Source organism: Stenotrophomonas sp. 85239_Sma (assembly GCF_056481725.1).
Genome location: NZ_CM151163.1, coordinates 2,278,304 through 2,300,001 on the forward strand (window position 1 = coordinate 2,278,304; position 21,698 = coordinate 2,300,001).

The following is a 21,698-nucleotide window of genomic DNA, read 5'->3' on the forward strand; positions in this document are numbered from 1 at the left end:
ATGCCGATGCTCGCTTTAGTGGGGATGGACTGCCAAGGCAGTGTGCCATTGCGGGTTACACAGCTATTCGGGGCTGAGCGTCCCGAGCACTGAAACAACAATCAGGATCAAGATGGCCAGCGCGGCCTCAGCCGTAACACTCTGCCGCAAAGCCCGCACCTCCTGCGCGGGATCTCCGCTGGTCAGCGCTCGTTCCAAGCGCGGCACCAGCGTCCATCGGTGCAGCGCTCCCAAACCCAGCATTCCAGCGAACAGGGCCAGTTTGAAAAGCAGCAACTTCCCGTAGGTGCTCTGGAACAGGGCCGAAAACGACCACGCGGTGAGATCCCCGTAGTGCGCGATGCCGGACACGATGAGCGCACCAACGAAGATCGTTCCCAGCGTCGAAAAACCATGCAGAAAGTCATGCGTTGATCGCAGACGCCCGCTGCCGTTCGTCTCTTTGCCGCGCAGCAGCATGGCAAGGAACATCAGGACCGCTGCGATCCAGCCGCCTGCCGCGAGAAGATGGACGATGCCTGCAGCAAGCCGGACCGCGCCTGCCAAGCCCTCGCCAGCGGCGGCGTGGCCGTTCCATGCCAGCGAAGCGAGTGCGCCGCCCGCCAGCATCGCCCCCAGCGGGAAGGCGGTCTCCACCTTCCCGCGGCGACGATGCCATCCGAGCACGAACATCAGGGCGACCAGCAGCGCGCCTCTCGCCATGGCTGCCCGGCCCGCGGACGTCTCGAGCAGATACCAGCCAAGCGATGCGCGATCAACCTCGGCAAGCGGCATTCCCATGATGCCCGCGGTCTTGAAGACGACATCGAGCCCGGTGAGCACGAGACCGGCTACGGCACCCGCCAATAGAACGCCCATGAGTGACCACCCGGCCAAGGCGTCGGCGAGTGCCGATCGACGCGACCCGTACCAACCGAAGAGTGGAACCCCGAAAAGAACCATGATGACAAGGTATTCCAAGAATCTCAGTGCATAAGCCGACAGGTCGAACATTCGCGACTCCTCAGCGCACCGTGAAGCTGAAGCTGCCCGGCATGGGGTGGTTGTCACCACCGACGGCGCGGTATTCCACGGTATAGACGCCCGGAGCCAGCGGTCCAGGCAACTTGGCACGCAGGGTCTTGCCGTTGTTGACGATCTCGGTCGTGAAATTCTCGATCGGCATGGTGGAACTGCCGTGCTTCATGAGCAACTTGAGACGCGACGCCCGCGGAATCAATGTCTCGTTGAACACGAGATCGATCTGGCCTGGCGAGGCCACCACCGCATTTGCCGCCGGTGTGGACTGCTGCAGCGCGGCGTGGGCGTGCGCGACCTGCAGCGAAAACTGCCCGGCCGCGATTGCGAGGACGAGCGCGAAGGAGCGAATGACGTTGGACGACTTCATATGGATAAATCCTCATTGGAATGTGATGCAAAGCCCGTTCGGGAGGGGCCGCGCTGTGTTCGATGCGACAAGCGTTAGATGTCGGACTGTCACTGAAACCACGATTTGTCGGATTTTCTTGATACTTCCGCTTTCGCGAGACGAGGATCCCACCGGCTCAGGCGGGATCCTCGACGCATTACGCTGCCATGGCGCTGCAGCTTTCCGCGCAGCGGCGACAAACTTCGGCGCAGCGCGTCATCTCAGGGTCGTTCATGGCGTCGCATGCATCGGCGCACTGGCGGCAGATCTCCGCGCAGGCACCGCAAACCACGTCGTGAACGCTGGCACCGCGCAGCATCGCGTCGGCACTGGTTGCGCAGGTATCGGCACACGTCGCCAACAGGGCGATGTGCTCCGGGGCCGCGTGAACACCTCCTTTGGTCAGGCAGTAGTTGATGGTCTCCAGGCAGATCGCATGGCATTGCGTGCAGTTGTCGATGCACTCGTTCATGGCCTGGGGCCGGTGTGCTGCGGAATGGTGAGTCATGTAGTTCTCCTTCTTCCTCGCGGGCGAGAATCGGCGCGCCCGCAACACCGTCCCCTGTTGCTGCGACGGATCAGTGCTGTGCGAACGGTTCGGTGGTTCCGTCGCGATGTATCAGCTCGACCGTGAACGGCTGCTGGCGTCCCTCCGGGACCTCCATGCCCGGAGAACCAAGCGGCATCCCTGGGAGGACCAGGCCGCGTGCGTTCGGCTTTTCTTCGAGGAGACGCTTGATGTCCGCGGCCGGAACGTGGCCTTCGATGACGTATCCGCCGATCTCGGCCGTGTGGCAGGAGCCCTTTGCATAGGGGACACCCAACCGCTCCTTGACCAGACCCAGGTCATCCATGTCGTGCACATCCACGGTGAATCCCGCCTTCTGCACGTGGTCGATCCAGACACCGCAGCACCCGCAGGTCGGGGTCTTGTGGACGGTCATGCGTGGCAGGGCTGCTGGAGTCGCGTCGGCTGATTGGACGACAACCTGTGCGGAGGGCGAGGTTGTGGGTTGCGCGGATGAAGCATCCTGGGTGCAAGCACCCAGACCAGCCACGGCAAGGACCACAAAAGTCAGACGGTGCAATGTGAGCGTAGTCATTTCAATCTCTCGACTCAGCGCTTGGTCCGCGAGGACCAGTGGATGTGGACGATCCGCCAGCCGTCCGCGGTCTCCTTCAGCACCATCGTCTCGTCGCTCTGGACGGTCAGTGGCTGGCCGTCCTTCTGGGCATGCAACTCGCTTTCGGTTCCGACCCACGCGAACTCGCCAGCGGCTCGTGCGCGCTGACGGAGCAGCTGGCGATGGGCGCCCTTGAGGAACGCCGCATCGCTGACTGCGTGATGGCCCATGTATTCCTCGCGGCTGCGTTCGGCGCCCCCGGACTCGAGGATGAGAACGTCGGCAGCGAGCAGGGCTTCGACCGTGGCCAGATCGCCGCTAGACAGGGCCCTGTTGAAACGCTCCGCTACGGCGACCGCGGCCTCTGCAGTGACTGGGACGTCGACGTCCGCAGATGCCGCGGCAGTGGGGTGATGTGCGTGCGGCTGTGTCGCCTGCGCCATTGCGGGGGACACGACGGCCAGTGCCAGTGCGAGGGTGAACGAGATTGCTGTTGCGTTCATTGCGTGGGCTCCAAGAAGATCAATGGGGGTGCGCATGGCCGTCATCGGCCACGGGCGTGTGTGGTGCAGGGTGCGACTCCACCTTGCCGTCGGGATGGCCGTGGCTCACCAACCCGACTTCCGTGTCGCTGGGTGTCGGGCCGTGGTGATCGTCGTCCACGCCCGGCGGGTGCGCATGCGGCATGGAGTTGTTGCCCGGCTCGAATAAGGCAGGGTGATCCTCGGCCTTTTCGTCGTCATGGTGGCCTTGCGTCTCGCCGCCGCCATGCGAATGGCCCTCGCTGCTGTCGACAAGTTCCTTGTACGCAGTCGCGTCCAGCGTGGGCAACTTCTGCAGGAAGGCCGACATGTTCCATATGAACTCATCGTCCATGCTGCCGCCCCAAGCGGGCATGCCGCTGGCCTTGATGCCGTGCTTGATCACCCAGAACGCCTCAGCTGGAGCGACCGGCTGTTTGCTTAGGTTCGGTGGCGCGGGGTACAGGCCCTTGCTCATCTCGGTGGCCGCCGCGTCTGGTGAAAGATGGCAGGTCACGCACATGGCGTTGTAGTTGCCCGCACCCTGGCGGATACGCTCAGGATCATCAAGGTTCGTGGGTAGCTGAAGCTTGGCGGCGCGCACCTCAATGGAACGCTCGCGCGCCGTTTCAAGTAGCGCATACACCGGGCGACTATGCGGATCGTCGGCGGCCACGTTGTACACGCCCAGAGAGAGCGTGGCGGTTGCGACCACCGCAACCAATGCCACGCCGGCACCGAGCCATACCCACATCTTTTTGTTGGATTTCATTGTCAGTTCCCCTTAGAACCAGGTACGAAGGCCGATGACCAAGCGCGTGTCTTCAAAGGACTCGCCATGCTCGCGTCGCATGTCTGCGGTATTGCCAAACGCGCGCTCGTACACCACGCCGATGTAGGGAGCGAACTTTCGGGTGAACTCATAGCGAAGTCGTAGCCCCGCCTCAGCGGCACTCAGACCCGAACCTATCCCGCGCAATGGATCGTTCTTGCCATAGGCGGTGACTTCCACCAGCGGCTGCAAGATCAGCCGGTTGGTTAGCAGCAATTCGTACTCGGCCTCGACATTGGCGGCAGTCTGGCCCCCTTCGCCGAGATAGGCTGTGGCGGACACTTCGAACTTCATCGGCGCCAAGCCCTGTACACCGATAGCGGCGAAGTTCTGCGATGCCCCAGGCTTGAAGTCATGACGCACACCGGCCACCACATCCCACCACGTGGAGATACTGCGGCCGTAAAGCACTTCCAGATCAGCCGACTCGGTCTGACCATCCGTGCGTTCGCCTTCACTGCGGAGCCAGACGCGATTGAGGTCCGTACCGATCCAGCCCTGGCCCTCCCAGCCCAGCCCGGTGCCCGGATCGGCATCCCAGGTTTCCAGGCGATTGAGCAGCACGTAGCTCTTGATCGAGTTGTCATGCACCGGATGCGCGTGTTCCGGCGCGATGGCCGCCTTGCGATCCGCGTCCGTCACCGCGGGAATCGGGGTGCGCGGCTGCGTTGGCGCTGCAGGCCCGTGTCCCATCTGACTGTGGTCCATGCCCTCCATCGATTGCATTCCCGCTTCTGGTGTAGCGGGCGCGGGCGAATCATGGCCCATCTGCGAATGGTCCATCCCCTGCATCGCAGGCGTGGCCGTGCCGGAGGTGTCGGCTGCAGCGGGCTGTGCCATCTGACTGTGATCCATGCCCTGCATCGACTGCGCCTGCGCTGTGGGCGCCGCAGGTGTGCTCGCGGGCGAGCCGTGCCCCATCTGCGAATGGTCCATGCCCTGCATGGCAGGCTCGGCTGCGTTAGCCTGCGGCTCGGCGTGGCCCATCGCCGCATGATCGATCGTCGCTTCGCTCGTCTTGGCCGGTGTTGCAGGCTTTTGGGCTGGCGCAGGTTTTGATGTCGGTGCCTGATGTGCAGAGTGATCCTGAGTCTGGGTCTGCGCGCCCTGCTCCATCTGCATGGAGCCGTGCTGCATAGATTGGGCGCTGGCCGCATTGGCCAGGGCCAGCGAGATAGCCGTCAGCGCAGTCAGGGTGGTATCGCGTCTATTGATGTTCATTCGTCGACCCTCACCGTGCGCATCATTCCGGCTTCCATGTGATAAAGCAGGTGGCAATGGAACGCCCAGCTGCCCAACGCATCGGCACGCACGCGATACGTGCGTCGGCTACCTGGCGGCATATCCACCGTGTGCTTGCGCACCATGAAGTTGCCGTTGTCGTCCTCCACGTCACTCCACATGCCGTGCAAATGGATGGGATGGGTCATCATCGTGTCGTTAACCAATACGATGCGCATACGCTCGCCGTAGTTCAGCCGCAGCGGCTCGACATCGGAAAACTTCTGACCGTTGAAGCCCCAGGAGAATTTCTCCATGTGTCCGGTCAGATGCAGCTCGATCTCGCGACCGGGGTCGCGTCCGTCAGGGTCTTCAAAGGTGCTCTTGAGCATGGAATACGTCAGCACATGACGGCCGTTATCGCGCAGGCCATTGCCCGGATCATCCAAGCGCGAACTCACGCTCATGGCTTGGTTGTCCAACAGGGGATTGTTGGTCTCGCTAGCAGGGTGTGATTGCATGCCCCCGTGCTGCATGCCTGCCATGGCACCATCGCCGGCGGCGGGCATCGCATGGCCTGCATGGGCCGAGGTCGCGTTACCGCTGACAGGTGGGGTCATGCCAGGCATGCCCATGGCCGCACCACAGCCGCCTTCCATGCCCTTGCTGCCGCCAGACATATCCATCGACCCATGATCCATGCCCATGTCTGCCATCGTCAGCAGCGGCCGGGGATCCACAGACGGAACGGGCGCGCGTAATCCTTCGCGCACAGCGAGCGTGCCGCTGATGTAGCCGGTGCGACCGGAGTCTTGGGCAAAGATGGTGAATGCGTCCTGCCCGGAGGGCTCCACGATCACATCGAAGGTTTCTGCTACCGCGATGCGGAACTCGTCGACGGAAACCGGATGGACATACAAGCCATCTGCCGCCACCACGGTCATCTTCAGCCCCGGAATACGCACATCGAAGTACGTCATGGCAGAGCCATTGATGAAACGCAGGCGCACCTTCTCGCCACTGCGGAACAAACCGGTCCAGTTGCCCAGTGAGGTCGTGCCGTTCATCAGGTAGGTGTAGGTGTTGGCGTTGACGTCGGACAGGTCCGTGGGCGTCATCCGCATCACGCCCCACATCTTGCGATCTTCCAACGTGGCCGACAGGCCGTTGCGCTTCACATCGCGCGCAAAATCGCCGACCGTGCGCTTGTAGTAATTGTCATGGCCCGGCATCTTCTTCAAACGATCGAACAGGGCCGTCGGGTCCAGGTCTGTCCAATCGCTCAGCATCACGACGTAGTCGCGATCGAAACTGAATGGCTCCGGCTCCAATGGGTCGATGACGATCGGGCCATAGAGCCCGGCTTGTTCCTGGAACCCTGAGTGGCTGTGGTACCAGTAGGTTCCGCCCTGATGCAGGGTGAACCGGTAGTGGTAGGTCTCACCACGTCCGATACCGTCAAAGCTCAGACCCGGCACGCCGTCCATGTTGGCCGGCAAAATGATGCCGTGCCAATGGATGGAGGTGTCCGCGCCATGGATGGAGTTAGCGGGCAATGCATTAGAGACGCGCAAGTTGACCGTGGTGCCTTCCCGCCACCGCAGCAACGGCGCCGGAACGGACCCGTTGACCGTGATCGCGGTGCGGGTCTTGCCGGTGAAGTTCATCGGCGTCTCGCCAATGGTCAGGTCAAACTCAGTGCCCGATAGTACGTTGGGTTGTCCCGGCCCCTTGAGCGCCCAACTGGCTTTGGGCCAGAAACCTAATCCTGCGACTGCGCCTCCCAAGGCCAAGCCTTGGACAAATCGCCGCCGCGAAGGCAGCAGCGGTCCACCGCGTGGACCACGAAAATCATCATGCGACATGAAAATGCTCCAAGCGTCGTGTTGCCACCGGCGGGCGGTGGTACAGAGCGGGCGGCTGGCCTAAACAGGCATGCAAGCCACACCAACGGCGCCATTGCGGCGCCTAGGGACGCTTAGCCGATCGGTGGTCGGATCAGATGAGGCAAGGCAGGTGCCGCATGCCCTAGGGGCAGCGGCATGACATCCAGGCCCAAGGCCAGTTGCACCGAAACATGCAGGCGCGCAGGAAGTGCGCTCGCGCAAGCGTGTACGCAGGCGCACCGGCACGCAGAAGACTTGCAACAGTCGGGACCGGCATGGTCGCCATGCCCAGTGCCAGCCTTTTCAATCGATGTGGCATCGGGATGATGCTCAGCACTGTGATGGGCGAAGCAGTCTTCGTCGACTTGCACCGCGGCAGCCACTTCGCTGGCCTGCTCTTCCATGACCGGGTTCATACTGACGGACGCAAACGCCGACCACGCGCCGTTAAGCACGAGCATGGCGATCAGGAACAGTCGCAGTAGAAGTGAGGAGGCTGACACGGGCGACATGGTATATCACTTTAGACAAGGCGCGTGTGTATCGGTCGTGAACAAAATCTCAAGTAAGCCTGAGATGTCGCGACTTGTCAGTCGCACTAGCCGCGGACACTGCAGCTCCCTCCAGAAGCGCCCAAAGGGCGGGTTGAGGCGAAGAGTTGCCCATAGGGCGAGCGCTTGTTCGGTTTACTTCTCGGGCGTGGCCTCGATCAGCTTCACCAACTCGCGCTTCTGCTGCTTGCTTAGCGAGCCCCAGCGCAGGAGCAACTTGGCCAGCAGATCATCGTCGGTGTAAAGGAAGGCGGCGGGGATCCCCAACGCTTGGGCCAACCGCTCAGCAATCTCCAGCATGGGCTCGTGCTTGCCACGCTCGTACTGGTTGATTCGGGGGCTGGCCACGTGAGGATCCAGACCGGCCCGGATGCCCAACTCCTTCTGCGACAAACCCGTGTGCAGGCGGGCTTGTTTGAGGCGTCGAGCGAAGGTCGGTGTTGAGTCGACGGACAAAGTCACGCGCGCACCCCATGGAGACCCCATAAGGATGGCGGATGTACCCAGCCTTGCATACTAAGATATTCTTAGCTTTGAGGCAACCGGCGACACCGGTAGCGCCGCCCCCCCCCCCAGGAGCCACGCCGCTCCCTCATCCCCGGAAACCGCATGCCCGGAACCTCGTCAATGACGCCATCTGGGGTCGCCAGCATCGAGGAGTTGGGCCTTCGTGGCACCCTTTTCCTAGCCGCACTGTTAGCCGCGCAGCTACGACGCCTACCGGTGGCGCCCACACGCCGCTCCACCTTGCTGGTGCTGGACACGCTGCGAGACTTGGCCTTGATCCAAGTTCCCTGGCCAGCGGATCGATGGCAGATCCGCCCCGATGCCGAGGTCACGCCCATCGAAGATCTGCAATGGGCTTTCGCCTGGTCTACCCACGAGCGCAGGCACCTGCTCCCGGTGCTGGAAGACCAACTCGGCGATATGGCACACGATGTAGACTTGGCGGACGCGAAACTGGAGCTGTGGGATGAACTTGCACTCTGGGAGACCGAGCAGTTTCTGGAGCAGCAATTGCTCAAACATCACTTCGACCCAGGCTGGGCACGTGATGTGGGGTTCGTCTTTCAATCCGGACCGCGGGGCTTGCCGATCGCGCGGTGGCGTTACTGCTGCTGGGCGGCGGTACGCCAAGGTGCCTCGGTGGCGATGCGTCTTGGCGTGCACGACAGCGCCCATGTGCGGGAAGCCATCTTTCAGGAGGTCCAGAAGCGCCTGCGCTACCTGATGACCAGTTCGCCCGAGCAAGGCATGTTCAAGCCCTATCATTTGGCACCGGAGTCCTCAGTAGCCAAACTGTTTGTAGATTGGGTCGTCCCTATGGAATGGGCGTACTGGACAGGTGAGCGCCACCCCAGCCGCTAGCAGACAAACGAGCAGCCTCGTCAGTCGGCTCCCCCATCTTGCGCATGGCCGCGCCGAGTTTTCTTCACCGCATTTTGTGCTGGCGTCAGTTGATTCAGTAGAGGCTCTAGCGCTTCAAGACGTGCATTGGCACGCAACGCATCGGCTTCAGCGCTCTCGCGGCGCTCACGCTCCCGCGCAAGGGTGTCTTGAACTTGAGCTAGCTCGTTGCGCATGGTATCCAAGGTCTTGGCGTCAGTCTTCCAGCGCTCCTGCAGTGCCAAATAGTCCGTCGCGGTCTGGCGCAACGCCACGACCTCGCTGTGTTGGCCTTCGTGGGCCTGTCGTAGCTGGGCAAGCTCACGCTCAATCCGCCCGTGGCGCTCCAGCCATTGACCATTGTCGCGGTTCAGCACCAACAGCTCCTGATTCTTCGCGCCCAAGGCTTCATTGGCCTGACGTAAGGCTACTTGCAGCTCTTGGACCTGATGCTCGTGACGGCGAAGCTCTTGCTCACGCTGCTCTTTGGTTGAAGTGCGGTAGTGCTCAAGCGCTTCCCGGGCATGGGCATGCTTGTCCTCCAGAGAACGCGTATGCGCCTCATGATCAGCCAGCCGCACCGTCATGCCAGCGATGCGCTCGTTCAACTGGGCGATTTCCGCGATCCTGTCACCTAGATTCTGTTGAAGGAGGGCGTGAGCAGCTTGCTCTTGGTGCAGGCTTGCTTCGGTGCGCTGCAGCCGACTGCTCAAGGCGGCAGCCTCCTCTTGGGCACCGGAAAGCGCCTGTTGCCGACTGTGGAGCTCAGCCTGATGGCGCTCACGCTCCTGGGTGAGGATGGCCTCTGCTTCCTCCTGGAGCCGCGAGGCCAAGCGCGCAACCAAGTCCTGCAAAGCATCACTAACGGCTACCGTCCTCGCCGGACCGCCGCCTTCCTCTCCTTCCAGTTCACGCAAGTAGCGGTGGATCGTGGTCTTGGAGCCCGTGTTGCCCAAGGCCACTCGCACCGCGTCGACTGACGGCTTCTTGCGTTGGGCCAGCAGCGCGTCGCGCGCCTTCTGGACGTCACTCTTATAGAGTCCTGCGCGCGCCATCGTGCCACCTCACTTTATTTCGTAATGTATTACATACCATGTAATTACATACTATTAAAGCAGGTAGACGACCGCTCGTCGGCGAAAATAGTTATACGGGATAATATTGAATTATCCCGCGTAAGGCGGATTCTGACCCTTCCCGGCGTCCCAAGCAGTACGAAACCGCCCAGGGCCGGCGATCGCTGGGTAGTATGGCCCAGAGCGGAAAGGAGGCCAGCCAGGGTGCAGGCAGGCTCCGCCACCGAGCCCGTTGGCCATCATAGGACTGTGCATGCCGATCGAACGTATCGTCATCGACAACTTCAAGTCGTTTCGCCATCTGGACCTGCCCCTCAATGCCCACATGAACCTGGTGGTGGGCGACAACGAGGTCGGTAAATCCACCCTGCTGGAGGCCATCCACGCGGTGGTCACCGGCCAGCTGCATGGGCGCAATCTTGCCTACGAGCTCACGCCCTACCTGTTCCACCAGCCCACGGTGCAGGAGTACTTGGGAGCGCTTGCCACGGGCACGCCGGCCTCGCCGCCACGGATCTCCATCGAAGCCTATCTGGGCGCCGACGCCGCGCTGGCGTCGTTACGCGGCACCAACAACTCCCTGCGTCTGGATACCGCCGGCATCCGGCTGCTGGTCGAGCTCAACGACGACTACCGCGAGGAGTTCAACGCCTACCTGCAGCAGCACCAGGGCGCGGTCAGCCTGCCGGTGGAGTACTACACGGTGCGCTGGTACTCCTTCGCCAACAATGGCGTCACCGCCCGTAGTATTCCGTTCGACTCGACCATCATCGACACGCACGGCATCAAGACCTTGTCCGGTGCCGATCGCTATATCGCCGGCATCATCGAGCAGGCACTGACGCCTGCGCAGCGCGTCTCGCTGTCGCTGAGCTTCCGCCGCATGCGGCAGAGCTTTTCCGAAGAAGCGGATGTGGCAGCGATCAATGCCTACTTGACCGAGCACACCGGGGACATCAGCCACAGGGCATTGACGGTAGGCGTGGACACATCGCCGCGCTCAACGTGGGAAACCAGCCTGTCACCCTACCTGGATGAGCTCCCGTTCACCCAGGCCGGCAAGGGCGAGCAAAGCGCGGTGAAGATGAAGCTGGCGATGCACGCGGCCGGCGCGGCTCACGTGCTGCTGATCGAGGAGCCGGAGAACCATCTGTCCTATTCCAGCATGACCCAGCTGATCGACAAGATTGCGGCCCTCTCCACCGCCCAGCAGGTGATCATCGCCACCCACAGCAGCTTCGTGTTGAACAAGCTGGGCGTGGACAACGTGATCCTGTTCAGCGCGCAAGGCCAGATGAAGCTGGACCAGCTGCCCAGCGATACCCACGACTATTTCATGAAGCTGCCGGGCCACGACACGCTGCGGTTGATCCTGGCCAAGCAGGCGATCCTGGTGGAAGGCCCTTCCGACGAACTGATCGTGCAGCGTGCCTACAGTGACCATCACGGCGTGGCGCCGATGGCTCACGGCGTAGACATCATTTCGGTCAAGTCGTTGGCATTCAAACGCTTCTTGCAGATTGCCGATCGACTGAGGATTCAGGCCAAGGTGATCACCGACAACGACGGTGATATCGCAGTTGTGCAAGAGCGCTATGCCGAGCACATCAACGCGATCTATTACGATTCCGACGAGAGCGCCCCTTCGCTGGAAGAGCAGCTGATCAAAGCCAACTCGCTGGCCGAACTCAATACCGTGCTGGGCAAGGCCTTTGCCGATGAGGTGGCGCTGCTCAAGTACATGAAGGGCCATAAGACCGATACGGCCTTGGCGATTTTCAATAGCCCGCACTCGATCAGGTTCCCGGACTATGTCCAGCGTGCCATCACCTAACCGGGTCCTGCTCTCGGCAGCCGGCTCGGGCAAGACCACGTTGCTGGTCCGGCAGGCCTTGGAGCGACCTGAGCGCCGCATCGCGATTGTCACCTACACGCTGGAAAACCTGGAAGAGATCCGGCGCTCGTTTGAGGCCCACGCAGGCGCGGTCCCCGCGCATGTCACCTTGCACAGCTGGTATGGCTTTCTGCTGCGCCAGTGCATTCGCCCGTACCAGGCTGCGCTTTGCCCTGAGCCTCGCATCGAGACCATCCTGTTCGTAGAAGGTGTCACCAACAACCGCGCCCCACGCACCCAGGTGGCGCGCCACTACCTGGCGGGCAACCGGATGTATTCGGACCGAGCGGCCGATTTCGCTGTGCGCTGCGATGAGCTGACCCAAGGCCAGGTCGTGGCGCGATTGGCGGCGATGTACGACGAGCTCTACATCGACGAAGTCCAGGATCTGGCCGGCTTTGATCTGGATCTGGTCGAACGGCTGTTGAAGAGCGAGATTGCCATCACGTTGGTAGGCGATACGCGCCAAGCCACGTATGCGACCAACTATGCGCAAAGGTACAGCCAATACCGTGGTCCGAATCTGGCAGCGCTGTTTCAGATTTGGGAGGCCGACGGCTTATGCCGGCTGGATCACCGCCTCACCAGTCTGCGCTGCGTCCAGGCCCTGTGCGATATGGCTGACACGCTCTATCCGCAGATGCCGCGGACCCAATCAGGCAATGGCGAGGTCACCGGACACGATGGCATCTACCTCGTCGCTCCAGGGGATGTGGCCGCGTACATGCAGGAGTTCGCCCCCACCGTGCTCCGGCATGACCGGCGGCAGGCGTGCGACGGACTGCCGGCGGTGAACTTTGGGCAGTGCAAGGGCCGCACCTACAGTCGGGTCCTCATCTTTCCGAACGGGCCGTTGACGCAGTACCTGCGCACGGCCGATGCAGCGCGTATCACCGCGCCGCCGAAATACTACGTGGCCTTCACCCGGGCGCGGCAAAGCGTGGCCTTTGTGTATGCCGGCGCGTGCGCGTTGCCGGGTCATCAGCTCTATGCGCCTGCCAGCGCAGACGCATAGAGCCAGGGGCTGCGATCACATCTTCTTTAACGGCGCCGCGGTGGGCGGCGGCGGTACCGGGCCCGGGTCGTTGAAACACAGCATGATCTGATCGATGCCGAATTGATCGGCCAGGACCTGGGCAATCACAGCATGCACCAGGTCCAGGTCGACCGAGGGCGCCGCGACCGTGATGGTGGCCGCGATCGCACGGCCATGCTCACCGGCGACCAGGCGCAGGTCGTCCACCGCTTTCACGCCCGGGTCGGTAAACATCGCCGCACGGACCTGTTCCAGGTTGAGCTCGTTCATGGGGACTCCAAAGCAGTGCTACCGGCGCGGGGAGCTCGGTCGCGATGCAGCCAACGATAGAGCACCGGCAGCACCAACAAGGTCAATGCGGTGGATGAGACGATGCCGCCGATGACGACAGTGGCCAGCGGCCGCTGCACTTCCGAGCCAGCACCGACATTCAAGGCCATGGGTAGGAAGCCCAGCGAGGCTACCAGGGCGGTCATCAACACCGGTCGCAGGCGTCCAAGGGCGCCGTCGCGCACAGCGTCGTCTAGCGGATCGCCCTGTTCGCGCAGACGGCGGATGAAGGCGATCATGACCAGCCCGTTGAGTACGGCCACGCCCGACAGCGCGATGAAGCCCACGCCGGCAGAGATCGACAACGGAATCCCGCGCAGAGCCAGTGCCAGCACACCGCCGGTCAGCGCCAGCGGCACGCCACTGAACACAATGGCCGCATCCTTGGCCGAGCCGAAGGCCATGAATAGCAGAGCGAAGATCAACGCCAGTGTCACCGGAACGACCACGCCCAGGCGTTGGGTGGCCGAGATCAGCTGCTCGAAGGTGCCGCCGTAATCGATCCAGTAGCCCTCTGGAAGCGCGACATCCTGGCCGATGCGTGTGCGCAACTCGCCGACGAACCCGCCCAGATCGCGCTCGCGCACGTTGGCGGTGATCACCACGCGGCGCTTGCCGTTCTCGCGGTTGATCTGATTGGGCCCGCGCTCTACCTGGATCTTCGCCACTTCCCGCAGCGGCACCGTGCGAGGCCCCCCATTGGCGCCGGCGGCCAGACGGCTGGACTCATCGACACTGGTGCTTGCCGGCAGCGGAATGGGCAGATCTGCCAGCACAGCGGGGTCTTGGCGCTGCGCTTCGGGCAGGCGCACGACCAGGTCGAAGCGGCGGTCGCCCTCGATCAACTGGCCGGCAACACTGCCCCCAATGGCGGTGGCCACCGTTTCCTGCACATCGCCCGGGTTCAGGCCATACCGTGCCAATGCCGCCGGATCTGGCGTGATGGTCAGCAGCGGCAGGCCGGAGACCTGCTCGGCCTTGACGTCTTCGGCGCCGGGGACGCTACGCATGACCCGCTCGACCCGGCTGGCCAGGCGCGTCAACTGGTCAAGGTTGTCGCCGTAGACCTTGACCGCCACGTCCGAACGGACGCCGGAGATCAACTCGTTGGTGCGCATCTGGATGGGCTGGGTGAACTCGTAGTTGCTGCCCGGGATTTCCTTGGCCGCCGCCTCCAGCTCTTCCACCAGCTCGGCCTTGGGCTTGCGCGGGTCGGGCCACTGGTCGCGGGGCTTGAGCATCAGGAAGGTGTCGGCCATCGACGGCGGCATAGGATCGGTGGCCACCTCGGCGGTGCCGATCTTTGAGAAGATGTTGGCCACCTCCGGGAACTGGGCCAGGCGCTTCTCCAGCGTTTCCTGCATGGCCACCGACTGCTCCAAGCTGGTGCCGGGAATACGCATGGGCTGCAAGGTGATGTCGCCCTCATCCAGGCTCGGCACGAACTCCGAACCCAAGCGGGTGGCCAGCACGCCACAGCCCACCACCAGCACGGCCGCGCCGGCCAGCACCACCACGCGCCGACGCAGGGCCCAATCCAGCAGCGGCGTATAACGGGCACGCGACCAGCGCATCAGGCGGTTGTCGTGCTCAGCCACACGGCCGCGCAGGAAGCTGGCGATCGCCGCCGGCACGAAGGTCAGCGACAACACCATGGCGCCGGTCAGGGCCAGCACCACCGTGATCGCCATCGGGTGGAACATTTTTCCTTCTACCCCGGACAGCGAGAAGATCGGCAGGTAGACCGCGGCGATGATGCCCAGGCCAAACAGGCTGGGACGGATCACCTCGGCGGTGGCCGAGGCGGTCAGGTCATAGCGCTCTTCATCGTTGAGCTGGCGGCCTAGCGCGTGCTGCGCCTCGCCGAACCGGCGCAGACAGTTCTCGATGATGATCACCGCCCCGTCCACGATCAGGCCGAAGTCCAGCGCGCCCAGGCTCATCAGGTTGCCCGACACGCCGCCACGCACCATGCCGATGATGGTGAACAGCATCGCCAACGGGATCACCGCCGCGGTGATCAACGAGGCGCGCACATTGCCCAGCAGCAGGAACAGCACCACCACCACCAGCAGCGCGCCCTCGATCAGGTTCTTGGACACCGTGCCGATGGTGCGATCCACCAGCGCGGTGCGGTCATAGACGGCCTTGGCATGGACGCCGGCAGGCAGGCTGGCGTTGGCGGCATCCAGCTTGGCCGCGGCCGCCTGGGAGACTTCCCGGCTGTTGGCGCCGAACAACATGAAGGCGGTACCGACCACGACCTCGTGGCCATTCTGGGTGGCCGCGCCCGTGCGCAGCTCCTTGCCTTCGCCCACGCTAGCGACGTCGCGCACCCGAATGGGCACGCCATCGCGCCGGTCCAGCACGATGTTGCCGATTGCCTCCAGATTGGCTAGCTGGCCCGGCACGCGCACCAGGAACTGCTGTCCGTTGCGCTCGATGTAGCCGGCGCCGATGTTCTGGTTGTTGCGCATGACCGCGGCGACCACGTCGTTCAACGTGAAGCCCAGCGCCACCAACTGAGCTGGATCGGGAGTGATGTGGATCTGCCGCTCGAAGCCGCCGATGGTGTTGACCTCGGTGACGCCGGGCGTGGTGCGCAGCTGCGGCCGGATCACCCAGTCCTGCAGGGTGCGCAGGTCCGTGGCCGTGTACGGGGTGCCGTCGGGCTTGCGAGCGTTGGGCTCGGCCTCCACGGTGTACATGAAGATCTCGCCCAACCCGGTGGAGATCGGCCCCATTTCCGGGTCCAACCCTTCGGGAAGCTGGGAGGCGATCTGCTGCAGGCGCTCGGCGACCTGCTGGCGGGCAAAGTACAGGTCGGTGCCGTCCTTGAAGACGACGGTGACCTGCGAAAGCCCGTAGCGCGACAGCGAGCGGCTGTAGTCCAGCTTGGGCAGACCGGCCATGGCCGTTTCGATGGCAAAGGTGACCCGTTGTTCGGCCTCCAGCGGCGAGTAACCCGGGGCCTGGGTGTTGATCTGGACCTGGACGTTGGTGATGTCGGGTGTGGCGTCAATGGAAAGGTGACGGTAGCTCCACACGCCCAGCGCAACCAGCGCAGCGGTGAGCACTAGCGTCAGCCAGCGATGGCGGATGGACAGCCCAATGAGGCGTTCGAGCATGGCGGGCCTCATTCTTCTTCCACGGTGGACTTTTCGATGTCGGCCTTGATCAGGAAGCTTTGGGCCACCACCACCTGTTCACCGGCCTTGAGGCCTTCCAGCACTTCGGCGCGTTCGGCGTCGCGGCGCCCCAGCTTCACCGGCCGGGTGTGGTAGGTTTCGCCCTGCTGCACGTAGACCACGTCCTGGTCTTCTGCGGTCTGCAGCGCCGTGATCGGCACCACCAACGCTGCCGATTGGCGATCCACGGTGACCCGCGCCTTGACCGCCGACCCCGGCCGCCACAGGCCATCGGTGTTGGCCACCGTGCCGCGCGCAATGGTGCTTTGGCTGGCGGTGGCGGTGCCGGGCAGGACGCGCTCCAAGGTGGTCTGTGCGGTGACGCCATCGCTCAAGCGGGTAACCGTCACCGGCACGCCAGCACCGATGTGCTGGGCGTCGGCGCCGAAGATGTGCAGGTCCACCCACAGCGTGGACAGGTCGGCGACCTCAAACAGCGGCGCGCCCTCAGCGGCGGCCATGCCTACGGCGGCCGTGCGCGCCATGACCACGCCACTGATCGGCGCGGTGACGGTATAGGTGGTCAGGCTCAGGTTGCTCTCTACCGTGGCCAGTGCCTGGCCGGCCCGTACCTGATCACCCACGCCCGCACGCACGGAGCGGACCGGTCCGGGGAAGCGTGCCGTGACCTGCGCGATGCGACCGTCAATCGGGGTCAACAGCCCTTGCACCTCATGCTCGTCAGCAATCTCACCGGGGCCTGCCGGTGCGACCTGGATACCCGCTGCCTGCGCAGCTTTGGCGGCAATCTTGGTTTCCAGCGGCGCTTCCTCGTGCTCGCCGTGCTCTTCGCCCTCAGCGGCGGCGCCGCCTTCGGACGCTTCGTTGGGGGCCGACGCGTTGCAGGCGGCCAGCATCATCAGGGCCATGCCCAGTGCGGTCCAAGAAAAGCGATTCATGGGGTCTCTCCGGTGGAAGCAGCCGCCGGCGGCGCGACAAGCGCTTGGCCGGTCAGGCGTTGAATTTCGATCAGGGCGCGCTGCGCATCGAGCGCCACGTCCAGCTGCTGCTGGGCCATGGCCGTGCGTTCGGACTGCAGCTGTGCCCATTCCAGGTAGCTGATCGCGCCGGCGCGATAGGCGCGCTCGGCGGCCTTCTCAGCCCGGGCCAACTTCGGCAGCACCTCGCCTTGCAGCCGTGCCACCTCGGCCTGCGCCACGGTGTAGCGACCATGGGCTTCGACCAGCGTGGAATACAGCGACAGGCCCTTGGCCTCGCGCTCGATCGTCAGAACCTCCAGCTCGGCTTCGCCGGCGCGGATCTCCGGCTGCGCGCGGCTGCGGCTGCCCAGTGGCATGGACAGGCTGGCCACCAGCGCGGTGTCGTCAGTCTCCTGCAGGCGGCGCACGCCCAGCTGCCACGACAAGTCCGGCGAGGCCGCCGAACGCGCCAGCTGCAGTCGTGCCTGCGCGATCCGGCGGGCATCGGCAAACTGCGCCAACTCGGGAGTGCGCTCCAATTCCTCGGCCAGCGACTGCATGGACGCGATCGCCGGCAGGGTCATGGGATCCGCCGCGGCCACCTCGAAGCTCGGAGCACGTTCGCCCCAGAGGGCAGCAAGGTGCTGCCGGGCGGCAATGCGCTGCTGCTCGGCCCGATCACGGGTCAACTCTGCTCTCGCCAGTGCTGCTTGTGCGGTGAGCATCACCGATTCGGGAGACGCGCCAGCCTGCAGGCGCTGCCGGGCAGCGGCGACGGTCCGCTGGCGCTGGCCGACATCCATGTTCGTCAGGCTGCGTTGCCGGTCGGCACCGACAACGGCCAAATAGCGCTGCGCCGTCTCGGCGAGCAGGTCCAGCCGCCTGGTCTCGCGCTGCACGGCCAGTGCATCAATCCGGCTTTGGGCCAAGGTGCGGCGGGCGTCGAGCTTGCCGCCGCGCTCCAGGACCGAGCTCAGGCTCAAGGTCAACTCCGCGCTGTCCAGGCCACGGGCCGCGCCCGTGCCCAGCGCATTTTCAACCTCCGCCCCCAACGTCCACGGTGGCCGCTGCACGGCCTGGTCGCGCTCGGCAGCGAGCACCGTGGCTCGCGCATCGACCAGGCGCAGCTCGGGGTGGGTTTGGGCCACGCGTGCAAACGCGTCGTCCAAGGTCATCAGCTCTTCTGCTGTCGCCGGCGTTGCCGCCGCGCTCAACAGTAGCCACGCGGCCAGGGCCGCCAATCGCACATGCATGAAGTACTCCAGAATTTTCGATAGCCAACAGGGATCCGGCGCACGCCGGCGCGCATCACCCTGCGATCGGCGGCCGGAACGGCGCGAGCAGGTGCTCATGCCGATATCTGTCCGCATGGGCTGTCGCCGACGGCCAATGCCGGCCGATATGAGCAATGGCCAACACTATTTCTGGAGCCGGCGCGGCCTGGCTACAGCACAGCACCAGCTGCTGTAGCCGGTGCAGCGCGGCGTCTACGCCACGCTCGGAAGCTGGTGATGCCACTGCCGGGTCATGGTCGGCCGCGGCCAGATGGGTTTGAGCATGGAGCTCGCCAACCACTGCCAGCACCGGCTGCGTCACAAGGCCCACGGCCAAGTGCGCCAGCAGCAGCCAGCGCAGGCCACAGCTCAGCCGGCCAAGCGCTGTCATGCAGGCGTTTTGCGCGCGTCGGCACGCGCCCGGCGAGCATCACCCAAGATCTCGAAAGCCTCCTTGATCACATACAGGCCGATCAGGGCGCCGATCACGAAATCCGGGTAGGGGCTGGCCAGCCACCACACCAACAGGCCGGCCAGAATCACCCCAACGTTGGCCACCACATCGGCGCGGGTAAACAGCCAGGTCGCTCGCAGATGCACTTCGCCAGACTTCAAGGGGGCGAGCATACGGAGCACCTTCAGGTTCACGGCCAGCGAGACCAGAGCGGTACCGATCATCCAACCGCTGACCGGCTCGGCGCCGTACATCACCCGGCGGCCGACTTCGACCAGCACGCCTACGCCCAGCACCAGCAGCACGCTGCCACTGACCCACGCGGCGTTGGCCTTGAAGCGCGCCGTGCGCCCGATAGCGACCAGGCCAATGGCATAGGCGGTGGCGTCAGACAGCATGTCCAGCGCGTCAGCCAGCAGCCCGGTGGAATGGGCAATCCAGCCGGCAATGCCGCCGATCACGGCCATCGCTGCATTCAGGACCAAGGCGATCCAGAGGATGCGTCGCTCCTCCTTGTTCTTGGCTTCGTGGTGGCACCCGCAATCACTCATGTCTTGGTCCTCTGCTGTGTTGTTTCATTGCTTGTTTGCGCCTGGCTGTCTACGCACACCGGAACGGGCATTGGCGAGGAACCCCACGATGGCGGCGGTGCCTACCAATACCTGCGCCAGCAGCGACTGCCAGGTGGGATACAGGCCGATCCACTCGATGCGCGGCAACGCGAGCGGTGTTTGAGAGATCCAGCCCGCTTCCTGCAACGCGGCCACGCCTTTACCGATCAGGATGACCGCCATCACCGCGATGAGAATCGAGCTGATCGAAAAGAACCGGCCAATCGGCAGCCGCCTGCTCATGCGCAGCATCCAGTACGCCACCGCAGCCAACACCGCGATTCCCGCCGCCAGGCCTGCGAGGATGGCGGTGGACGCCTGATCGCTCCACATCGCGATGTAGAACAAGATCGTCTCAAACACCTCGCGGTACACCGCGACAAAGGCCAGCATGAACAGGAAAACAGCCGAGCGCCGTGTCAGCGCAGTCGTCAGCTTGGCGTGCAGGTACTCCTGCCACCGCCCTGCAAGGCTCTTTTGGTGCATCCAGATGCCTACGCTGAGCAGGACAGCGGCAGCGAACAAGGCCGAGACGCCCTCAGTGACTTCCCGGTTCGCACCGCTGATATCAACAAAGTAAGTGGCCACCGCCCAGGTAGCTGCGCCTGCCAACAACGCGCAGATCCAACCCGCATGCACATACGGCAACACATCAGACCGCTCGGCTTTACGCAAGAACGCCACGATACCAATCACGATCAGCAGCGCTTCCAGTCCTTCGCGTACCAAGATGGTAAAGCTGCCTAGAAACGCGGTGCTGGCGCCTATTCGGGTGTCCTGCAGCGCCACGTCCGCGCGATCAAACAGCTGGGCAATTTGCGCTGCCTGCCCGGCAACGTCAGCCGCGGGCGCATGCTGATCCAGCTGCGCGCGGTAGCCTGCCATGGCCGTCTCGATCTCTCGCAGCAATGACGGATTGCGCGTGGCCAGCGTGGGTTCAAGCGGCTCTACACCATCCAGATAGGACGAGAGCGCAAGCTTTTTGGCTTGAGCCAGGTCCTCATCAGCGTAAGCGCGCTGGCTGGCGGCCAGTCGCTGCCGCGCCACCGCAAAGCGATCGGCTCCTGGTACCGCTTCGTTTACTACCTGTGGCTGCGAACGCAGGTAGGCGATGATCGCGTTTGCCTGATCGGCGGGCATCGTGGTGGCAAGATCGGCCTCTCGCGTGCGTGTCAGCGCTTCGAGCGAGGGAATGTGCGTATGGGCCTCGGCACTGGTGCGCCATAACGCCTCACCTTGAGCCTTGGCTTGCGAGGAGTACCCCAAGCTGCCCACATAGAATGCCAACGCCCAGCGATCACTTTCTGACAGCCCAGAGAAGCTGACCATGCCGGTACCCGGCACACCCTGGGAAATGACCTCGTACAACGACAGCGGCGTTCGCTGCGCGGCGCGAGTGGCATCGGTGAACGCGATCGGCGGCGGACTTAACGCTTGCGCGGCGGGGCCATCACCGTGACCTGTGGGGCCGTGACAGGCCGCGCACTGCTGGCTGTAGATGGACGCGGCCTGGGAGGTCTTCGGCGCGCTCGCCGGAACAGCGCCGATCGGGTAGCGGGCCAACAGCGTCGTGCCGAGCCCGCGCGCCAACGTTGCCACTTGCGCCGGGTCGGCCTTCTCTGCCACCGCCTGGACCAGGCGGTCGGCCTGGGCCGTCAGCTCCTGCTGGTTCTGGCCACTGGGCAATGCTGCCAGCTGACTGCGCACGGCGCCGGCAAACTCGCTCATTTCGGCGTATTCGTTGGGGGCAATTACGCGACCGGCCTGGACCGCGCCGGGGTAGTCGACCGCGATGTAATCGAGCATCTGCCAGGTTTGGCGCAGGTCTGCTGCGGCAGGCTCCGCCTGAGCAGAAGCGGGCAGAACCCAGCCGATCAGCAAGGCAATCAGGCAGTAGCGAATCAAGGCGATGGGCAGTGGCATGGTCGTCACATGCAGCGCCGCGGCCGGAGTGGCGGCGGATACGGGTTCAGCGTAAAGTCCGTA

The 21,698-nt window shown here is 63.9% G+C and carries 21 protein-coding genes; 3 read left to right on the forward strand and 18 right to left on the reverse strand.

Features of this window, described 5'->3' with window-relative positions; translation table 11 throughout:
• Positions 1 to 63: 63 nt before the first annotated feature.
• The 10 genes from copD to ACYKG1_RS10775 form a co-directional block, all read right to left on the reverse strand.
• Positions 64 to 993 carry a copper homeostasis membrane protein CopD gene (copD, locus tag ACYKG1_RS10730; RefSeq protein ID WP_017354978.1) on the reverse strand — a complete coding sequence of 310 codons (930 nt, stop codon included), beginning with the start codon at positions 991 to 993 and terminating at the stop codon, positions 64 to 66.
• A gap of 10 nt (positions 994 to 1,003) precedes the next feature.
• Positions 1,004 to 1,387, reverse strand: a complete 384-nt coding sequence (gene copC, locus ACYKG1_RS10735; RefSeq protein ID WP_005413416.1) for a copper homeostasis periplasmic binding protein CopC — start codon at positions 1,385 to 1,387, stop codon at positions 1,004 to 1,006.
• A 178-nt stretch (positions 1,388 to 1,565) separates the two neighbouring features.
• Entirely contained in the window at positions 1,566 to 1,916 is a 351-nt protein-coding gene (locus ACYKG1_RS10740; RefSeq protein WP_012480213.1) for a four-helix bundle copper-binding protein, read from the reverse strand.
• 70 nt (positions 1,917 to 1,986) lie between these two features.
• A complete protein-coding gene (locus tag ACYKG1_RS10745; protein ID WP_012480214.1) occupies positions 1,987 to 2,511 on the reverse strand; it encodes a DUF411 domain-containing protein in 525 nt (174 codons plus the stop codon).
• A gap of 14 nt (positions 2,512 to 2,525) precedes the next feature.
• A complete protein-coding gene (locus tag ACYKG1_RS10750) occupies positions 2,526 to 3,071 on the reverse strand; it encodes a nuclear transport factor 2 family protein (protein WP_478472655.1) in 546 nt (181 codons plus the stop codon).
• Positions 3,055 to 3,825 (reverse strand): c-type cytochrome, encoded by a 771-nt coding sequence (locus ACYKG1_RS10755; RefSeq protein WP_005413420.1) that lies wholly within the window; start codon positions 3,823 to 3,825, stop codon positions 3,055 to 3,057. Before ACYKG1_RS10755 ends, ACYKG1_RS10750 begins: the two co-directional genes overlap by 17 nt.
• Before the next feature lie 12 nt (positions 3,826 to 3,837).
• On the reverse strand, positions 3,838 to 5,106 hold the full coding sequence (locus tag ACYKG1_RS10760; RefSeq protein ID WP_005413421.1) for a copper-binding protein CopB: 1,269 nt from the start codon (positions 5,104 to 5,106) through the stop codon (positions 3,838 to 3,840).
• A complete protein-coding gene (locus tag ACYKG1_RS10765; protein ID WP_012480217.1) occupies positions 5,103 to 6,971 on the reverse strand; it encodes a copper resistance system multicopper oxidase in 1,869 nt (622 codons plus the stop codon). Before ACYKG1_RS10765 ends, ACYKG1_RS10760 begins: the two co-directional genes overlap by 4 nt.
• Before the next feature lie 113 nt (positions 6,972 to 7,084).
• Positions 7,085 to 7,504 carry a transcriptional regulator CopL gene (gene copL, locus ACYKG1_RS10770; protein WP_012480218.1) on the reverse strand — a complete coding sequence of 140 codons (420 nt, stop codon included), beginning with the start codon at positions 7,502 to 7,504 and terminating at the stop codon, positions 7,085 to 7,087.
• 174 nt (positions 7,505 to 7,678) lie between these two features.
• A complete protein-coding gene (locus ACYKG1_RS10775) occupies positions 7,679 to 8,029 on the reverse strand; it encodes a helix-turn-helix domain-containing protein (protein WP_043033515.1) in 351 nt (116 codons plus the stop codon).
• Positions 8,030 to 8,152: 123 nt separating this feature from the next.
• Here ACYKG1_RS10775 and ACYKG1_RS10780 point away from each other — a divergent pair, with 123 nt between their 5' ends.
• Positions 8,153 to 8,911, forward strand: coding sequence for a hypothetical protein (locus tag ACYKG1_RS10780; protein WP_223224790.1), 759 nt, complete (start codon positions 8,153 to 8,155; stop codon positions 8,909 to 8,911).
• A 20-nt stretch (positions 8,912 to 8,931) separates the two neighbouring features.
• Here ACYKG1_RS10780 and ACYKG1_RS10785 read toward each other — a convergent pair whose 3' ends face one another.
• Complete coding sequence (locus tag ACYKG1_RS10785; RefSeq protein ID WP_021201903.1) at positions 8,932 to 9,984, reverse strand: DNA-binding protein; 1,053 nt, start codon at positions 9,982 to 9,984, stop codon at positions 8,932 to 8,934.
• Positions 9,985 to 10,258: 274 nt separating this feature from the next.
• On the opposite strand from ACYKG1_RS10785, the gene ACYKG1_RS10790 reads away from it, so the two are divergent.
• Complete coding sequence (locus tag ACYKG1_RS10790) at positions 10,259 to 11,839, forward strand: ATP-dependent nuclease (RefSeq protein WP_026070029.1); 1,581 nt, start codon at positions 10,259 to 10,261, stop codon at positions 11,837 to 11,839.
• Positions 11,817 to 12,914, forward strand: coding sequence for a UvrD-helicase domain-containing protein (locus ACYKG1_RS10795; RefSeq protein WP_043033512.1), 1,098 nt, complete (start codon positions 11,817 to 11,819; stop codon positions 12,912 to 12,914). The genes ACYKG1_RS10790 and ACYKG1_RS10795 overlap by 23 nt, the downstream gene beginning before the upstream one ends.
• A gap of 15 nt (positions 12,915 to 12,929) precedes the next feature.
• Here the strand turns inward: ACYKG1_RS10795 and ACYKG1_RS10800 are convergent, their stop codons facing one another.
• From ACYKG1_RS10800 to ACYKG1_RS10830, 7 genes are read right to left on the reverse strand one after another with little or no spacing between them, the layout of a single operon-like run.
• Entirely contained in the window at positions 12,930 to 13,205 is a 276-nt protein-coding gene (locus ACYKG1_RS10800; RefSeq protein WP_019184735.1) for a hypothetical protein, read from the reverse strand.
• Complete coding sequence (locus ACYKG1_RS10805) at positions 13,202 to 16,393, reverse strand: efflux RND transporter permease subunit (RefSeq protein WP_049402758.1); 3,192 nt, start codon at positions 16,391 to 16,393, stop codon at positions 13,202 to 13,204. The genes ACYKG1_RS10800 and ACYKG1_RS10805 overlap by 4 nt, the downstream gene beginning before the upstream one ends.
• 8 nt (positions 16,394 to 16,401) lie before the next feature.
• Positions 16,402 to 17,352 (reverse strand): efflux RND transporter periplasmic adaptor subunit, encoded by a 951-nt coding sequence (locus tag ACYKG1_RS10810; RefSeq protein ID WP_021201906.1) that lies wholly within the window; start codon positions 17,350 to 17,352, stop codon positions 16,402 to 16,404.
• Positions 17,349 to 18,626: a TolC family protein gene (locus ACYKG1_RS10815; protein WP_043033510.1), complete on the reverse strand. Its 1,278-nt coding sequence runs from the start codon at positions 18,624 to 18,626 to the stop codon at positions 17,349 to 17,351. The genes ACYKG1_RS10810 and ACYKG1_RS10815 overlap by 4 nt, the downstream gene beginning before the upstream one ends.
• A 55-nt stretch (positions 18,627 to 18,681) precedes the next feature.
• Positions 18,682 to 19,038, reverse strand: a complete 357-nt coding sequence (locus ACYKG1_RS10820) for a hypothetical protein (RefSeq protein WP_012480228.1) — start codon at positions 19,036 to 19,038, stop codon at positions 18,682 to 18,684.
• The gene (locus ACYKG1_RS10825) at positions 19,035 to 19,652 is read right to left on the reverse strand and encodes a cation efflux transmembrane domain-containing protein (protein WP_005413376.1); all 618 of its coding nucleotides are present in this window, start codon (positions 19,650 to 19,652) and stop codon (positions 19,035 to 19,037) included. The genes ACYKG1_RS10820 and ACYKG1_RS10825 overlap by 4 nt, the downstream gene beginning before the upstream one ends.
• A gap of 24 nt (positions 19,653 to 19,676) precedes the next feature.
• Positions 19,677 to 21,635: a cytochrome c/FTR1 family iron permease gene (locus tag ACYKG1_RS10830; RefSeq protein WP_043033508.1), complete on the reverse strand. Its 1,959-nt coding sequence runs from the start codon at positions 21,633 to 21,635 to the stop codon at positions 19,677 to 19,679.
• Positions 21,636 to 21,698 lie beyond the last annotated feature (63 nt).

Bases quoted from the DNA above. Each gene is read 5' to 3' on its own strand.
- ACYKG1_RS10800 (WP_019184735.1), bottom strand. From the start codon at position 13,205: ATGAACGAGCTCAACCTGGAACAGGTCCGTGCGGCGATGTTTACCGAC.
- ACYKG1_RS10830 (WP_043033508.1), bottom strand. From the start codon at position 21,635: ATGCCACTGCCCATCGCCTTGATTCGCTACTGCCTGATTGCCTTGCTG.
- ACYKG1_RS10790 (WP_026070029.1), top strand. From the start codon at position 10,259: ATGCCGATCGAACGTATCGTCATCGACAACTTCAAGTCGTTTCGCCAT.
- ACYKG1_RS10820 (WP_012480228.1), bottom strand. From the start codon at position 19,038: ATGACAGCGCTTGGCCGGCTGAGCTGTGGCCTGCGCTGGCTGCTGCTG.
- copL (WP_012480218.1), bottom strand. From the start codon at position 7,504: ATGTCGCCCGTGTCAGCCTCCTCACTTCTACTGCGACTGTTCCTGATC.
- ACYKG1_RS10765 (WP_012480217.1), bottom strand. From the start codon at position 6,971: ATGTCGCATGATGATTTTCGTGGTCCACGCGGTGGACCGCTGCTGCCT.
- ACYKG1_RS10775 (WP_043033515.1), bottom strand. From the start codon at position 8,029: ATGGGGTCTCCATGGGGTGCGCGCGTGACTTTGTCCGTCGACTCAACA.
- ACYKG1_RS10815 (WP_043033510.1), bottom strand. From the start codon at position 18,626: ATGCATGTGCGATTGGCGGCCCTGGCCGCGTGGCTACTGTTGAGCGCG.
- ACYKG1_RS10755 (WP_005413420.1), bottom strand. From the start codon at position 3,825: ATGAAATCCAACAAAAAGATGTGGGTATGGCTCGGTGCCGGCGTGGCA.
- ACYKG1_RS10745 (WP_012480214.1), bottom strand. From the start codon at position 2,511: ATGACTACGCTCACATTGCACCGTCTGACTTTTGTGGTCCTTGCCGTG.
- ACYKG1_RS10780 (WP_223224790.1), top strand. From the start codon at position 8,153: ATGCCCGGAACCTCGTCAATGACGCCATCTGGGGTCGCCAGCATCGAG.
- ACYKG1_RS10760 (WP_005413421.1), bottom strand. From the start codon at position 5,106: ATGAACATCAATAGACGCGATACCACCCTGACTGCGCTGACGGCTATC.
- ACYKG1_RS10805 (WP_049402758.1), bottom strand. From the start codon at position 16,393: ATGCTCGAACGCCTCATTGGGCTGTCCATCCGCCATCGCTGGCTGACG.
- ACYKG1_RS10810 (WP_021201906.1), bottom strand. From the start codon at position 17,352: ATGAATCGCTTTTCTTGGACCGCACTGGGCATGGCCCTGATGATGCTG.
- ACYKG1_RS10795 (WP_043033512.1), top strand. From the start codon at position 11,817: ATGTCCAGCGTGCCATCACCTAACCGGGTCCTGCTCTCGGCAGCCGGC.
- copC (WP_005413416.1), bottom strand. From the start codon at position 1,387: ATGAAGTCGTCCAACGTCATTCGCTCCTTCGCGCTCGTCCTCGCAATC.
- ACYKG1_RS10740 (WP_012480213.1), bottom strand. From the start codon at position 1,916: ATGACTCACCATTCCGCAGCACACCGGCCCCAGGCCATGAACGAGTGC.
- ACYKG1_RS10785 (WP_021201903.1), bottom strand. From the start codon at position 9,984: ATGGCGCGCGCAGGACTCTATAAGAGTGACGTCCAGAAGGCGCGCGAC.
- copD (WP_017354978.1), bottom strand. From the start codon at position 993: ATGTTCGACCTGTCGGCTTATGCACTGAGATTCTTGGAATACCTTGTC.
- ACYKG1_RS10750 (WP_478472655.1), bottom strand. From the start codon at position 3,071: ATGCGCACCCCCATTGATCTTCTTGGAGCCCACGCAATGAACGCAACA.
- ACYKG1_RS10825 (WP_005413376.1), bottom strand. From the start codon at position 19,652: ATGAGTGATTGCGGGTGCCACCACGAAGCCAAGAACAAGGAGGAGCGA.